Origin of the sequence: Acidovorax sp. 94 (genome assembly GCF_003634645.1) — a bacterium.
In the GTDB taxonomy this organism is placed as follows: Bacteria; Pseudomonadota; Gammaproteobacteria; order Burkholderiales; family Burkholderiaceae_C; genus Acidovorax; species Acidovorax facilis.
The window spans coordinates 2551520-2565915 of record NZ_RBJA01000001.1; the positions used below are offsets into that span (position 1 = coordinate 2551520).

Here is a 14396-nt window from a genome sequence, read left to right on the forward strand (position 1 = left end):
GGCCCGCCGGCCAGTGGTTTGCCCTGTTGGTGGCAACCCTCTGGCCAGCGGGCCGGGTCGGTCAAAAAACGAACTAGCGGGGGATCAGGTCCCGATCACGCCGCCGTCGTTCTTGGTGATCACAATGGTGGCAGAGCGGGGGCGCTTGCCTGCGCCGTAACCTGCGTTGGCGGGCCACTGGCTCTGGTACTTGGTGGCGTCGCCCACATTGGCCAAGGCGGTGCCTTCACCGGGGTGCTGAATGTTCACGAAAATGGCCTTGCCGTCGGGCGTTTCGGCCACCCCGGTGATTTCGCTGCCCTTGGGGCCGACCAGGAAACGCTTGAGCGTGCTTTCAGTGGCAGCCTTGCCCACGGGGGTCACGATGTCCAGCTTGGTGCCGTCGGTCTTGGTGTAGCTCAGCGTCTTCTTGCCGCCGTCACCCACCTGGCCGGGCACAGCGGCCAGCATCATGCAGTTGGTCACGTCGGTGTAGGCGCCGTCGTCCGTCTGGATCCAGCAGATGCCGGTGGCCTTGCTGAAGGCCAGGCCATCGGGGCTGGAGAAGTCCTGGTCAGCAGTCAGCGACGAGATGTTGACCAGCGCCTTGTCGGCCCCGGCTTCGGCGCCGAACAGGTACACGTCCCAGGTAAAAGCCGAGACCGAGGCGCCTTCTTTCATGCGCACCAGGTGGCCGTTGGGGTTACCGGTCTGTGCCGAGGTGCCCTTCATGTCGGTGTAGGCACGTGGGTTGGCGGCGTCTGGCAGGTACTGGCTACCCGTGGGGTTCACACTGCGGTTGCTGTTGTTGGTCAGCGTGAAGTAGATCTCGCCGTTGGCGGGGTTCACGGCGTTCCATTCGGGGCGGTCCATCTTGGTGGCGCCCACGGCATCCGCCGCCAGGCGGGTGTTGATGGCGATGTCGGCTGCATCGGCAAACTTGTAGGCTGCATAGCCGCTGATGGCGGTGTTGGCCAGCGCCAGCTCGACCCAGGTGCCCGTGCCATCGGCATTGAACTTGGCCACATACAGCTTGCCGCTGTCCAGGTACTTGTCGCCCACGGCCATGCGGTCGGCGGCATTGGCATCGGCGGCATTCCACAGCGCGGTGGAAACAAACTTGTAGATGTATTCGCCGCGCGAATCGTCACCCATGTACACCGACAGCGGCTTGCCTGCCTCAACCTTGCCAAACGCCGCGCTTTCGTGCGCAAAGCGGCCCAGGCCCGTGCGCTTCTTGGCCATGCGGGTCTTGTCGTAGGCATCGATCTCGACGATGTAGCCCATGCCATTCATCTCGTTGCGGTAGTCGTCGCTGCCGTCCACCGAGGTGCCGGTCTTGCTGTTGTTCCAGCGCTGGTACTGGTCGGCGGCGCCGCCACTCTCCCAGCCGTGGCGCGATGCAGCACCCTGGTTGCGGCCATAGCGCTTGAGGGCCGTGACGCTCTTGTCGTTGCCGCGTGCGGCATCGTCGGCAGCGCCACGCGTGAAGTAGCCAAACCAGTTTTCCTCACCGGTGAGGAACGTGCCCCAAGGCGTCTTGCCCGTGCCGCAGTTGTTCAGCGTGCCGCGTGTGGTGGTGCCCGTGGGGGAGAATTTGGTGATCATCTGCGCATTGCCACGCGCAGGGCCCGAGATCTCGATGGGGCTCAGTGCCGTGAGGCGGAAGTTGAGCGCAGAGTTCTGCACGTAGGCCCACTTGCCACCCGACTTGGCGACTTCGATCACGGCAATGCCGTGGATCGCCGTTTCCTTGTCGATTTCGGCCGCAGGGCGTGGCAAGGTGGTCGTGCCGCCGTTGGCATGCAGGAAGTGGGACGACAGCTTCTCGTCGGTGGTGGCTTCGTGGTTGATGGCCAGCAGCCCGCGCTCGATGGCGTTGTCGTTGCGCTTGCCGTCAGCACCCAGGCCAAACCATTCCATGCCGTCGTGGTGATCGCCACCGCGCTTGTCGAAGTCACCATCGGTGCCATCGTTCTTGTAGGCAGCCACGCCTGCTGCAATGGGGTCGCCCAGCGCAAACAGCACACTGGCGGTGTAGCCTGCAGGCACGGCCACCACGTCGGCCAGGCTCTTGGGCACCGCGCCAAAGCCCAGCAGCTTGGGGCCGGCAGGGGGTGGAGTCACTGCAGGGTCGTCGCTGCCGCCGCAGGCCGACACGCCAAAGCCCGCCAGCAGCGTGGTGCCCACCGTGCCCACGCTGCCCCGCAGAAGGCCACGGCGCGACAGGCGAGCGCCCAGCACCGCATCAAAGCTGGGGTTGGCAGAGGTGTTGGAGTTCTCGTTGTTGAAGTCAATCGCCTGCTCTGGCGCAGCCACACGGTGGTTCATGGGGTTCCTCGGGTTGTTGGTTACAAAACCCATGGAGCGTAGAAACCGTGGGTGACATCGCCGTGAAGCTTTTGCGGCGGTTTGATGACAGTCGGTCCCTGCAAGCTGGTGGTCGCACCAGAGTTGGATATACACAAATACGAATCACTACTATTTGTATAATCAAAACCTGCCCTCGCCCACCCAGCCACGCCCTCGCACCTTGTGGTGCACAGGCTCCCTCAGCCAGTGCGGCCCCTTCGTTGACCACCGCAGCGCCCTTGCAGGCCCACCCGCCTTCCATGCCATGGCCTGCGCGCCCCTTTGCCCCGGAGACCTCTGCATGCCCCATTCCTTTCTGAAGACCTCGGTCCTGGTGGCCGCTTTGGCCCTGTGCACCTATGGCACTCACGCAGCAGCGCAGACAGGTGGGGCGCCGGCCCCGTCGGCCAACGCACAGGCGGTGAACACCAACATGGTGGCCGCGCACTACGGCCACCTGGTGCATGCCAACTACACCGACACGCTGAATGCCGCCAAGGCCCTGCAGACGGCTGTGCTGGCATTCACAGCCAAGCCCTCTGCAGAAACGCTGGCCGAAGCCCGCAAGACCTGGCTGGCCGCACGCGAGTTCTACGGCCAGACGGAGGCCTTCCGCTTCTACGGCGGCCCCATTGACAACGACAACGGCCCTGAAGGCCGCATCAACGCCTGGCCCATGGACGAATCGTTTGTGGACAGCGTGCAAGGCAAGGCCACGGCCGGGCTGGTGAACAACCGCAAGTTCACCATCAACAAGAAGAACCTGTCCGCGCAGAACGAGCGTGGCGGCGAGGAAAACATTGCCACTGGCTGGCACGCCATCGAGTTCTTCCTGTGGGGCCAGGACCTGTCAGACAGCGGCCCGGGCAACCGCAGCTTTGAAGACTTTGTGGATGGCAAGGCCCCCAATGCCGACCGCCGCCGCCAATACCTGAACGTGGTGACAGAGCTGCTCATTGACGACCTCACCACGCTGGTGAAGGCCTGGGCGCCAGATGCCAAGAACAACTACCGCGCCCGCTTCGTCAAAGGCGGCCAGGAATCGGTGCGCAAGATGCTGGTGGGCCTGGGCTCGCTGTCGCGCGGCGAACTGGCCGGCGAACGGCTGGAAGTGGCGCTGAACAGCCAGGACCAGGAAGACGAGCACTCGTGCTTTTCGGACAACACCCACCGCGATGCGGTGACCAACGCACTGGGCATCCAGAACGTGTGGCTGGGCCAGTACAAGCAGGCCAACGGCACAGTGCTGCAAGGCCCGTCGCTGCGTGACCTGGTGGCCGCCAGGGACGCTGCGCTGGCCGACAAGACCACGCAGCAGATCGCCGCATCGGTGGTCGCCGCAGAAGGCATTCAGGCCCCGTTCGATCGCGAAATCATCGGCGGCAAGGACGCCCCGGGCCGCCAGCGCATCCAGAAGACCATCGACAGCCTCACACAACAAAGCAAAGACCTGGTCGCTGCCGCCAACGCCATTGGCATCACCAAGTTGACGCTGGTCCAGCCTTGAACATGCAGATCTCGCGAGCCAAACGCCGCCAGCGCGCTGTGCGCCTGGCGGCTGCCAGCACCGCCATCGTCGCGCTCGCCGGCTTCGGCAGCCTGGGCATTCCATCGCTGACGGCGACCCCCCAACCCGACCCGCAGGGCGAAAAAACCGGCGGCGAGACCACCGTATTCGCCACCGGGCGCAATGCCTTCTCGTTCCCAGCCGCCAACCTGACCGATGAGGAACGCACGCGCTTTGTCATCGGCAACTCGTTCTTTCGCCGCAACTGGGTCGAGGCCCCCGCGTCCACCAAGGCCCGTGATGGCCTGGGCCCGCACTTCATCGCGCGCTCGTGCGGTGGCTGCCATGTGCAGGACGGCCGGGGCGAGCCGCCAGCGATCTTCAACCGCCTGGGCGAGACCAAGGACCCGACCGTGGCCCTGCTGATCCGCCTGTCCATCCCCGGCAAAGACGCGCATGGCGGGCCCAAGCCCGACCCGGTGTATGGAGACCAGTTCAACAACGCAGCCATCCAGGGCGTCAGCCCTGAAGGGCGCGTCACGCTGCGCTACGAAACGATCAAAGGCCAGTTTGCCGACGGCACGCCCTACACGCTGCAAAAGCCCGTGTATGGCTTCGCCGACCTGGGCTACGGCCCCATGCACCCGGACGCGATGAGCAGCCCGCGCATTGCGCCGCAGATCATCGGCGTGGGCCTGCTCGAAGCGATTGCCGAGGCCGACATCCTGGCCAACGCAGCCGACCAGGCTGCGGCGCCCGGCACCATCAAAGGCCAAGCCAACAAAGTGTGGGACGCGCCCTCGGGCAGCATGATGACAGGGCGATTTGGCTGGAAGGCCAATGTGGCCACCATCGCGCACCAGACGGGCGGCGCCTTTCTGGGCGACATGGGCATCACCTCGCGCCACTTCGCGCACGAGACCTGCACCCCCGCACAAAAGGACTGCCTGGCAGCACCCAGCGGCAAAAGTGGCAAGGAGGGCGCCAGCGTGCAAGGCCAGCCGGCTGTGGAGATCGACGAGAAGACCCTCGCCGACGTGATCTTCTACCAGGCCACGCTGGCACCGCCCGCGCGCCGTAACGTCAACGACGTGCAGGTGCAACGCGGTCAGGCCTTGTTTGCCCAGGCCCAGTGCGCCACCTGCCACCGGCCCAGCTACGTGACCAAGGAAGGCCCCTTCCCCACGCTGACCAGCAAAGCCCTGAACGGCCAGCGCATCTGGCCCTACACCGACCTGCTGCTGCACGACATGGGCGAACGCCTGGCCGACAACCGGCCCGACTTTGGCGCCAACGGCCGCCAGTGGAAGACTCCCGCACTGTGGGGCACCGGCCTGATCAAGGATGTGAACGGCCACACGCGCCTGCTGCACGACGGGCGCGCGCGCGGCGTGCTGGAGGCGGTGCTGTGGCACGGCGGCGAGGCCGAAGCAGCCAAGGACCAGGTGCTGAAAATGAAGAAGGCCGACCGCGATGCGCTGGTGAAATTTGTGGAGTCGCTATGAGTATTGACCCCCACGCTCCGCCGCTGCGCGGGTCGCTGCCCCCCGAGGGAGCCGCGTTTTCATCTTGGGGCGGCCCGGCGATGAAAACATCCCTCCTTGCTGCCGCCCTGCTGCTGACCGCACTGCCCCCCATAGCGACGCAGGCCCAGACAGCGGCTGTCGCCCCCGCCTGGCAGCGCGAGGCAGTGCCGTTCTACGACACCGTACACGCGCTGCAGGGCATCTACGGGCATTGGGCCCTGCCCCGCGCCAAAGACTTTGACCAGAGCGCCCGCGCCCTGGCGCCCGCCGTGGCCGCACTGTGCCAGGCCCCGGCCAGTGACAGCAAGACGGCTCTGGCCGCCGCGCGCACAGCTTGGCAGGCCACAGCGCGCGCATGGGAGCAGCTGACCGCTGTGTCGATAGGCCCCGTCATCGCCCGCCGCAGCCAGCGCGCCATCGACTTCACACCCACCCGCCCCGCGCTGATCGAAAAAGCCATCGCCGCCCAGCCCCAAGGCGCCAAGGCGTTCGAGCGCATCGGCACCCCCGCCAAGGGCCTGCCCGCGCTGGAATGGCTGCTGTGGACCCGCCCCGTGCAGCCCGGCAGCCCTGCCTGCAGCTACGCACACGAAGTGGCGCAGGACGTGGCCCGCGAATCCGCCGCCTTGCAAGCCGCCTTCACCACCGCCGCAGGCACCGACTGGGGCGCCGAGGACGAACAAGAGCAGTCCACCCAGGCCATCAGCGAGTTTGTGAACCAATGGGTGGGCGGCATCGAACGCCTGCGCTGGGCGCAGATGGAAAAGCCCCTGCGCGCCGCTGGATCGGGATCTGGCAGCCGCACGCCCGACTACCCCCGCATCGCCAGCGGCGACACCCTGGCCGCCTGGGCCGCCACCTGGGTAGGCCTGCGCAGCGTGACCGCCCTGCCTGCGAACGCCGCCACACCCGCGCCCGGCGAGGCGCTGGTGCCGCTGGAGATGTATTTGCGCGGCAAGGGCCTGAACCCGCTGGCCGACAAACTGCACCAGGCCACCGGCAAGGTCGATGCATCGATGGCGCAGGTGCAAAAAGCGGGCGTGCAGAACAAGGCCACCATCCAGCAGACCGCGAAGGATCTGGCCGCACTCAAGTATCTGGCCGAATCCGAAGTGGCACCGGCGCTGCAGGTGAGCATTGGATTCTCGGACGCCGATGGTGATTGACCCCCACCGCCGCAAAACGCTGGCAAGGCTGGCGGGCCTGGGCGCGTGGGCGTTCGCTCCAGCCGCTGCGTTCGCCAGAAACAACGGCACCGTGCAATTGGCTGCCGCCTGGGAGCGCGAGGGCAGCTTTCACATCGGGCTGCTATCTACCCAACTCGGCGCCGGGCAGCCGTTGCATATCCACGCGTCGCTCGAAGTCCCCACCCGCGCCCACGGCCTCTTTGTGCTGCCCGATGGATCGGTACTGGCCACCGCGCGCCGCCCCGGCGACTGGCTGGTGCGCTGGTGGCCCGGCCAACGCGCGGAACCGCAATGGCTCTGGCAGGACGGCGAGCGCAGCTTCAACGGCCACGTCCTCGCCAGTCCCGACGGCACTCGCCTGGTCACCACCGAAACCGATGTCGAAACCGGCGCCAGCTGGATCGGCGTGCGCGACGCCCGCACCTTGCAAAAAACCGCCGAGTGGCCCACCCACGGCATCGACGCCCATGAGTTGACCTGGGACACACGCACCACCCACAACGGCGCGCCCACCCTCATCGTCGCCAACGGCGGTGTGCCCACCGCACCCGAGACTGGACGGGCCAAGCGCGACCTGCCCACCATGGACTCGTCCATCGTGCGGCTGGATGGCCACACCGGCCGCCTGCTGGGCCAGTGGCGCCTGCAAGACCAGCGCCTGAGCCTGCGTCATCTGGCCTGGAGCCCCGATGCTCGGACCCTGGGCATCGCCCTGCAGGCCGAACACGACGACAGCAACGCCAAAGACGCCGCCCCCGTGCTGGCCCTGTTCGACGGCACGGCCTTGCGCGTGGTGCCGACGCCCGAGCGCATTGCGCAAAGCATCCACGGCTACGGCGGCAGCATGGCCGCCACGCCCCCAGGCTGGGCCGTGAGCTGCCCCCACGCCAACGGCATTGCCACGTACACACCGCAAGGCGAATGGCGCGGGCTGGTGCCGCTGCCCGACGTCTGCCCGCTGGCTGTACACGGCGGCGCGCTGTGGGCGGGTGGCCTGGGTGCCAGCCTGCAGAACGCCCAGGCTACGGCACCCGTAAGCCACCCGCATGGGCGCAACCTGCAAGGTGTGCGGCTGGACAACCACTGGGTGGTGGCCTCTTGAAACTGCGGCTGCGACTGTTTTATTGGCCTTGCGCGGGGTCCGTGTTCCTTGTCGACACGCTGTGCCGCTGACGCAGAGTTTCTGACGGCTTGCGCAGGGGACAAAGAGCCAACAGCATCAGTGCAACAGCCCGTCGCGCAACACATGCCGGGGTCGCGCCACACGCCCAATCTCACAGCGTCAATGCTGTTCTAGTTCACCCTGTGCTGCGACCCAGCCAAAATCGATTCGAGGAGATCTTCCCTATTGACGATCAAGGGAGAAGTATTTTGAGAATAATCCAAACGAGTCCGTTAAAAATCTCTTGTGATTTTTGATACTTCGAGGCGAAAACCTTCTTCGTTCAACTCGCAATCGTCCCAGCCATCCGAAGGATTGAACAAGTCAATCAAGCAAAAAATACTGGTCAACGCATCGCTTGTGCTTGAGTCATCTTTCAACAACTCACCACTGTCCCTTTCATTTTTCCAACGCTGGGCGTATTGATCGCAAAACGCGGAGCAATCAATGCTGTCGTGTTCAGACCGGACACATAGTTAACAGGTGTGCGAGGACATGGTTAACACTTTCGGCGAACTTCGCCGGAGGTCGCTATGCCATGGAAGGCTTGCAACACCATGAACCTGAGACAGGAATTCGTTGCGCTGGCAAGGCAAGAAGGGGCCAACGTGCGCCAGCTGTGCCGACGCTTTGGCATCAGCGCCCCAACCGCGTACAAGTGGCTCAACCGCTTTGAAGAGCAAGGCAGCGAGGGGCTCGTAGACCGATCGCGCAGGCCCCGCAGCAGTCCGAGCAGCTCCTCACCGCAGGTGGAGGCGGCCGTCATAGATGTGCGCATCGAGCATCCCTCGTGGGGCGGGCGCAAGATCAGCTGGCGCTTGCAGCACCTGGGTGGACCCAACGTGGCCCCCAGCACCATCACTTCCATCTTGCGCCGCCACAGCTTGATCACGCCCGAGGCCAGCGAAGCGGCCAAGCCCTGGCAGCGGTTCGAACGCGAGGAGCCCAACGCACTTTGGCAGGCCGACTTCAAGGGCCACTTCCAGACCGTTGAGGGTCGGTGCTCGCCGCTGACCATGCTGGACGATCACTCGCGCTTCAACCTTGCGCTTCAGGCCTGCGGCAAAACTGCCACTGAGATCGTGCAAGCGCACATGACGGAGGTATTCAGGCGCTACGGCCTGCCTGCGCAGATCAACTTCGACAACGGTGCTCCCTGGGGCTCACCGAGTGCGCCTGGCCAGCTCACAGCGCTGGGCGTGTGGCTGGTACAACTGGGCATCCACGTCAGCCACAGTCGGCCCTACCACCCGCAAACCAATGGCAAGGACGAGCGCTTTCACCGAACGCTGGAGATCGAGGTGCTCAAGGGAAGGTGCTTTGAGAGCCTGCAGAAGGTCCAGCAGGCGCTGGACCGCTGGCGTGTGGTCTACAACCACCAGCGCCCCCATGAAGCACTGCACGGAGCCACCCCGGTCACATGCTACCGGCCCAGCAAGAGAGCGTTCCCTGAGCGATTGAGCCCGCCGCAGTACAGCAGTGAAGACGAGGTGCGCACGGTCGACTGGAACGGCATCCTGAAGTTCAGAGGTAAGCGCTACAAGCTGAGCAATGCCTTGCACCGCCACAAGGTGGGTATCCGGCCCAAGCAGGACAAGGACGGCTGCTTTGAAGTGTTCTTCGCGCATCACCGCTGCCTGGTGATTGACCTAACTGTCACATCCCGGACGATTGCATAGACTCCAAACGCTATCCACTCTTCATGGCGCGAGCGGTTCTAAAGGAGTTGATAGAGTCCTTGCAATCCACCCAGGGAGTGAAGCCATGTTGATAGCCCTGCACAAGAACGCCCGCACCACGCCCGCCGTGCGTGCCGAGATCGCAGCCAGCGATGAACCAGCCAGCGTCTTGGCCCAGCGCTTTGGGATCACTGAGCAGACGGTCTACAAGTGGAAGAAGCGTTCCGTCTTTGCAGACCGCTCTCACACTGCCCACCACCTGCAGACCGTGCTCACGCCAGCACAAGAAACAGTGGTGGTTCACTTGCGGCGTACCTTGCTGTTGCCTTTGGATGACCTGCTGGCCGTGACACGGGAGTTCATCTGTCCCCATGTCTCGCGCTCCGGGCTGGACAGGTGCTTGCGCCGCCATGGAGCGGGCAACCTCAATGCTCTCTAAGGCCCCAGCAGCCTGCGCTGGCCTACAAGGCCTTCAAGAGCTACGAGCCAGGCTACGTGCACATGGATGTGAAGTACCTGCCCCAGATGCAGGATGAGAGCAGCCGGCGCTACCTGTTCGTGGCCATCGACAGGGCCACGCGATGGGTGTTCGTGCAGTTCAAGGCCAACAAGACAGCTGCCAGTGCACAGGCCTTCCTCAAGGCATTGCACAAGGCCTGTCCGATCAGGATCAACAAGCTGCTGACCGACAACGGCAAAGAGTTCACGGACCGTCTGTTTGCCAGAAAGGAACGCGAACCCAGCGGCAACCATGAGTTCGATCAACTGTGCCAGGAACTGGGCATAGAGCACCGATTGACCAAGCCCAGGACGCCCAGAACCAACGGCATGGTTGAGCGGTTTAACGGCCGCATTGCGGACGTTTTGAAGACCCACAGGTTCAACAGCCGCGAAGACATGGAGCAAACCCTGCTGCGCTATGTGGCCCTGTACAACCACCAGTTACCGCAGTCAGCGCTCAAGAGCAGTACGCCGATGCAGGCGATGAAAGAGTGGTACCAGACCCACCCGCGCCTGTTTCACAAGCGACCATATGATCGTACGGGATGCGACACCTAACCGACACCGAAGCCGTTTAATCAAATCTGTAAACCATGTCCTCGCACACCTGTTAACTATGTGTCCGGTCTGAACACTGTCGTTAAGAAAATCTTTTACCACCATCAGCGAAGCATAACTCTTCTGAGGACCCCATCCTTTAGACAATTTTTTCGAATTGTGTGTTTCAGGTGCAAGCTTCCAACCAGTCACAAAGGCTAGGACTTTTCCAACAACCACTACGTTGCTTGTAATCGGATTGAAGTGAAATGTTGACCCTGGGACGTACTGATATGTTCCATGATAATAGATTCCTCCATTACCAATGGTGCGCTTCAATCGCGGACTGGTATTGCGACAGGTTTTCTGTATATTTCTTTGTGATCGATAGCCCAAAGCCATCCGCGCCCTTGAATTTCTTATCAAGCTGGGAGCTCAAGAACGTCGCGTTTACCTCCGCCTCGGTCTTGACTCCTTCATTCGCAACACCTATTCAAGGGCAAAAGAAAACCTGTCTGCCCAACCAAATTTCTCATCCTGCAACTCAACTCGTCGAAGCACATCAACAATTGCATCAAAGTCAGCCCCTAACGCCTGTTTTGACTTATCAGACCGCTTCCAAGTCAGCGTCACGGGCCTTTCAATACTAGCGCTCAAAACATCCCATAACGCGTGAAGATTTTCACCATAAAAACTTTCAATTCCAAGCGCAGACGCAAATGCGCGGTGAAAATCACTCGCCGTTTCAAGCGCATCACCATCAATGAGTATTTCCATGCTTTCCCCTATTTTTTCCAAGAACCGATTGGCGTAACCGTTTTATAGTGGTTAGTTGTTATGTACAGAAGACCATCATTGGAATAAAGCAACCGTGTACCAAGTTGATTGCTTCTGGACATGGTATTACTCATTCCAATATCCACTTCCTGCCAAGTCCTGTTTGCAGCTTGCGGTAGCCCGTTGACAGGTGGAACGTTATTGAAGACATCACCACCCAATTGTCCACCCGGCACAAAGTTGTTTAACGCCTTGCCCGGTTGCCATCCTTGTTGAGCTGCTTGCGCTTTATCGACGTAGTTTGGAGGCAATTTCCCAGTAGTCTGGAGGCTTTCGACTACCTCGTTTGCAGCCTGGGTCGTCTTTAGATCCAACTTCAAGCCAGCATAGGTCGCAGCGTTTGCAGTACCTCCCGCTGTCGCTGTCCCTCCATTGGCCCCATTGGTCGAAACACCACCCACACCCGACCCAGCCGCAGGCACAGCCCCATCCGGCTTCGTGCCCGCAGCCTCGACCACATTGTCAACGCTGCCACCCAGCCTGTTTCCAATACCCCGGCCCAGCGCACCGCCTATCGCCACCCCTGTCTGTGCATGCAGCCCTTCTTCCGTTGCAAAGCCGGTGATGTCATTCATCACCTCTTGCCCCCATCCGCCGCCTGCAGCTGCGTCCAACGCTGCGGCTCGGGTCCACAGGCCGTTGTAGATGCTGTCCCGCCGGAAGTCCTCTCCCATGCTCGCTCGGTACTGCGCGGCGGCGTCCCGGTACTCCTGGGCACTGTAGCTGTCAACGGGGCTGTGGGACATCTCCACCAGTTCCGTGAAGCTGTACTGTGGTGGTTGTACCTCTGTGCTGTTGCGATACTCGATCTCTTGTCTGCGAAAGTCCTCTGGCAGCATCGGCTGCGCAGTCTCACGCACCTCGGTCTCTGACAGCATGGGCTCGCCATTGCTGCTTTGTGCCAGCGTGCTGGTGGTGCCGTCAGGCCAGATCAGTTGGGCGGGCTCTATGTAAGCGCCACTGTCATCAAAGTAACCCGCATCACCCACTGTACCGTTGGGGGCTGATGCGACCTGGATGCCTTGCGACGATGGCAATGTGGCGGGGTTGGCAAATGCCTCTACCCACTGCGCCGTCTGCGCATCCACCTCACTGGCCCCCAGGTTCTTCACCCAGTCGCTGGAGGGCCTGTCTCCTGGCTGTGCAGCTTGTCCCGGTTGTCCCTCATTCCCCACCTGGCTCTGTTCCTGCCCTTGCCCCGTTCCTTGCGCCCCCTGGAGCCCGTCGCCCAGCACTCCGCTCAGAAACTCGCTCGCAAACCCCGCCGCCGGGTCGTTGGTGCCCGCGATCTTCAATGCGCTGCTGGCAGCTTTGCTCAGGAGCTTGAGCACGCTGACCTGCTCGGGGCTGATGTCCTGGAGCTCGCCGATCTGCTGATTCAGATGGTCTCCCACCCCTTGCGCGATGCTGGCCAGGGCGCTGTTCATGAAGCCGTCTTTGAATTGGCCGCCCGTGGCTTCTTGCAATAACCCCGTGAGGCCCGCCTTGCCCAGATGTGCGAGGCTGCTCTTGGCCAGGTCGGCGCTGTCGAGCATGTCCTTCAGGCCTGTGTATTGCATGACGCTGCCTGCAATGCCTCCCGTCAGGGCCGAGCGCAGCAGGTTGCCGAAGTCGATTCCGCCGGTCATCACCGTCTGGGAGATCGCGCTGCCCATGGCCCCCATGGCAGCGCCTTGAACGAAGGTGCCTGCCCCTGCCTGTGACAGCAGGGTGCCCACAGGCGGCAAGGCCACCATGCACATCAGTGCGCTGAATGCGACGGGCAGGGCTTTGTCCAGAAAGCCCGTCGGGGCCTGGATGTTGTCTGCGCTGGTGCTCCAGCCGTTGACGGGGTCAAACCACAGGTATTCCTTGTTGATAAGGTCTGCGCTGTGTTCTGGGCTGAGTTGGGTGTAGTCCCGCAGCAGGCAGGCGTCAGGCAGGCTGGAGTCGCTGCCGTAGGGCTGGCCTTGGGCCAGCCTGAAGGGGCCTAGCGTGTGGTAGCTGGGTTCGCTGTGGGCGTCACCTTCCCTGCCCTCATGGAACACCAGGGGGTCTTGGCCGTGCATGTCGGCAAAGGCGCGTTGGGCCAGGCTGTCGCCTTGGGCGTAGTGGCGCGAGAACGCTGCGGGGTCCAGTGTCCAGCGCCCAGGCTCGGCGGTCTCGCCTTGCCCGGTGCCAGGGACCCATTGACTGCCCGGGGTGTCGGGGCCGGGGCTCTGGGTGGCTTGGTCGAGTGCGTGCAGGTATTCGTTGCGCACGCCATCCTGGGCTTCTTGCAGCTGGGTCAGGCGCGCGCCCAGGTCGGGGCCAAAGCGCGCAAGGATGCCTTGGCCGACGTTGGTGTCGGTGTTCAGCGGGCGCAGGGGCGGGCCGTACTGGGCAATGATGTCCTGGTTGGCGGGCTCGGCCAGCAGCAGTTCCAGGGCGGCGATCTCGGTGGGGCTGGCGTTGGGGGCTGCTGCCTGGGCGCCGACGGTGCCAATGGCTGGGTTCTCGGGGGTGATCTGCAGGGGTTTGGTCTGCACCAGCTCGATGCCGAGACCTGCTGCGTTCTCCGGGGTGACGGTCAGGGGCTTGGTGCTCACCAGGTCGATGCCCAGGCCCGCTGCGTTCTCAGGGGTGACGGTCAGGGGCTTGGTGCTCACCAGGTCGATGCCCAGGCCCGCTGCGTTCTCAGGGGTGACCAGCAGAGGCTTGGTCTGTGCCTGCACCATCAGGGCCAGCGTGGTACTGGGGGTGTGGTCGGTGGGGGCGAAGAGGGAGGTGCTGGCCAGGGCGTGGTCAGCCTGGGGGTACTGAGGATCGGGCTGGGCGTAGCCGCCTGGGCCGCTGTCGGTGAAGGCGCCAGCGTTGTCCTGGGGTTGGTCTGTGTAGCTGTTGAATGCGCTGCCAGGGGCGGGCTGGCTGGCCAGGTCGCCAGGGGCGGGAGCGTAGGTGGAGGCTGAGGGGGCGACTTGCATGGCGCGCGACTGTGCCTACAGGCATCAGCGCGCGAAACTGGGAAGGCTCCTAGCTAGGAATGACCCCTATAGGGGATGAGTCGGCGTGTGCTGATGGCGAAATTCGGCCCCATGGCATATGTGCCAAGCGCAAACAGCTATTAAATAAGGAGCATCTGTGCAGCCAGAGTGAAGGAAGGGGTTGCAC

General features: G+C 63.2%; 10 protein-coding genes and 1 pseudogene. 6 read left to right on the top strand and 5 right to left on the bottom strand.

Annotation, left to right across the window (positions count from 1 at the left end):
- Positions 1 to 84 precede the first annotated feature (84 nt).
- Positions 85 to 2310: a PhoX family phosphatase gene (locus C8C94_RS11725; RefSeq protein WP_121420835.1), complete on the bottom strand. Its 2226-nt coding sequence runs from the start codon at positions 2308 to 2310 to the stop codon at positions 85 to 87.
- A 322-nt stretch (positions 2311 to 2632) separates the two neighbouring features.
- Here C8C94_RS11725 and C8C94_RS11730 point away from each other — a divergent pair, with 322 nt between their 5' ends.
- From C8C94_RS11730 to C8C94_RS11745, 4 genes are all read left to right on the top strand, one after another.
- On the top strand, positions 2633 to 3838 hold the full coding sequence (locus tag C8C94_RS11730; RefSeq protein WP_121420836.1) for an imelysin family protein: 1206 nt from the start codon (positions 2633 to 2635) through the stop codon (positions 3836 to 3838).
- 2 nt (positions 3839 to 3840) lie between these two features.
- Complete coding sequence (locus tag C8C94_RS11735) at positions 3841 to 5343, top strand: di-heme oxidoredictase family protein (RefSeq protein WP_121420837.1); 1503 nt, start codon at positions 3841 to 3843, stop codon at positions 5341 to 5343.
- Positions 5344 to 5423: 80 nt separating this feature from the next.
- The gene (locus C8C94_RS11740; protein WP_121422819.1) at positions 5424 to 6530 is read left to right on the top strand and encodes an imelysin family protein; all 1107 of its coding nucleotides are present in this window, start codon (positions 5424 to 5426) and stop codon (positions 6528 to 6530) included.
- Positions 6520 to 7653: a DUF1513 domain-containing protein gene (locus C8C94_RS11745; RefSeq protein ID WP_121422820.1), complete on the top strand. Its 1134-nt coding sequence runs from the start codon at positions 6520 to 6522 to the stop codon at positions 7651 to 7653. The genes C8C94_RS11740 and C8C94_RS11745 overlap by 11 nt, the downstream gene beginning before the upstream one ends.
- 293 nt (positions 7654 to 7946) lie before the next feature.
- Here C8C94_RS11745 and C8C94_RS26060 read toward each other — a convergent pair whose 3' ends face one another.
- Entirely contained in the window at positions 7947 to 8162 is a 216-nt protein-coding gene (locus C8C94_RS26060; RefSeq protein WP_082437576.1) for a colicin immunity domain-containing protein, read from the bottom strand.
- An 84-nt stretch (positions 8163 to 8246) separates the two neighbouring features.
- On the opposite strand from C8C94_RS26060, the gene C8C94_RS11755 reads away from it, so the two are divergent.
- Complete coding sequence (locus tag C8C94_RS11755) at positions 8247 to 9392, top strand: IS481 family transposase (RefSeq protein ID WP_055401030.1); 1146 nt, start codon at positions 8247 to 8249, stop codon at positions 9390 to 9392.
- An 85-nt stretch (positions 9393 to 9477) separates the two neighbouring features.
- Positions 9478 to 10451 (top strand): annotated as a pseudogene (locus C8C94_RS11760) (IS481 family transposase).
- Here the strand turns inward: C8C94_RS11760 and C8C94_RS26065 are convergent.
- The 3 genes from C8C94_RS26065 to C8C94_RS25865 all read right to left on the bottom strand — a co-directional run bounded on the left by C8C94_RS26065 (position 10344) and on the right by C8C94_RS25865 (position 14209).
- Entirely contained in the window at positions 10344 to 10832 is a 489-nt protein-coding gene (locus C8C94_RS26065) for a colicin D domain-containing protein (protein WP_121420838.1), read from the bottom strand. The pseudogene C8C94_RS11760 and the gene C8C94_RS26065 sit on opposite strands and share 108 nt — an antisense overlap.
- 87 nt (positions 10833 to 10919) lie before the next feature.
- A complete protein-coding gene (locus C8C94_RS11770; protein WP_082437703.1) occupies positions 10920 to 11207 on the bottom strand; it encodes a barstar family protein in 288 nt (95 codons plus the stop codon).
- An 8-nt stretch (positions 11208 to 11215) separates the two neighbouring features.
- Positions 11216 to 14209: a ribonuclease domain-containing protein gene (locus C8C94_RS25865; RefSeq protein WP_233573452.1), complete on the bottom strand. Its 2994-nt coding sequence runs from the start codon at positions 14207 to 14209 to the stop codon at positions 11216 to 11218.
- Positions 14210 to 14396 lie beyond the last annotated feature (187 nt).

Excerpts from the sequence above, each read along its gene's own strand:
- C8C94_RS11735 (WP_121420837.1), top strand. The coding sequence starts at position 3,841 with ATGCAGATCTCGCGAGCCAAACGCCGCCAGCGCGCTGTGCGCCTGGCG.
- C8C94_RS11730 (WP_121420836.1), top strand. The coding sequence starts at position 2,633 with ATGCCCCATTCCTTTCTGAAGACCTCGGTCCTGGTGGCCGCTTTGGCC.
- C8C94_RS11725 (WP_121420835.1), bottom strand. The coding sequence starts at position 2,310 with ATGAACCACCGTGTGGCTGCGCCAGAGCAGGCGATTGACTTCAACAAC.
- C8C94_RS11745 (WP_121422820.1), top strand. The coding sequence starts at position 6,520 with ATGGTGATTGACCCCCACCGCCGCAAAACGCTGGCAAGGCTGGCGGGC.
- C8C94_RS25865 (WP_233573452.1), bottom strand. The coding sequence starts at position 14,209 with ATGCAAGTCGCCCCCTCAGCCTCCACCTACGCTCCCGCCCCTGGCGAC.
- C8C94_RS11740 (WP_121422819.1), top strand. The coding sequence starts at position 5,424 with ATGAAAACATCCCTCCTTGCTGCCGCCCTGCTGCTGACCGCACTGCCC.
- C8C94_RS11755 (WP_055401030.1), top strand. The coding sequence starts at position 8,247 with ATGCCATGGAAGGCTTGCAACACCATGAACCTGAGACAGGAATTCGTT.
- C8C94_RS11770 (WP_082437703.1), bottom strand. The coding sequence starts at position 11,207 with ATGGAAATACTCATTGATGGTGATGCGCTTGAAACGGCGAGTGATTTT.
- C8C94_RS26065 (WP_121420838.1), bottom strand. The coding sequence starts at position 10,832 with ATGGCTTTGGGCTATCGATCACAAAGAAATATACAGAAAACCTGTCGC.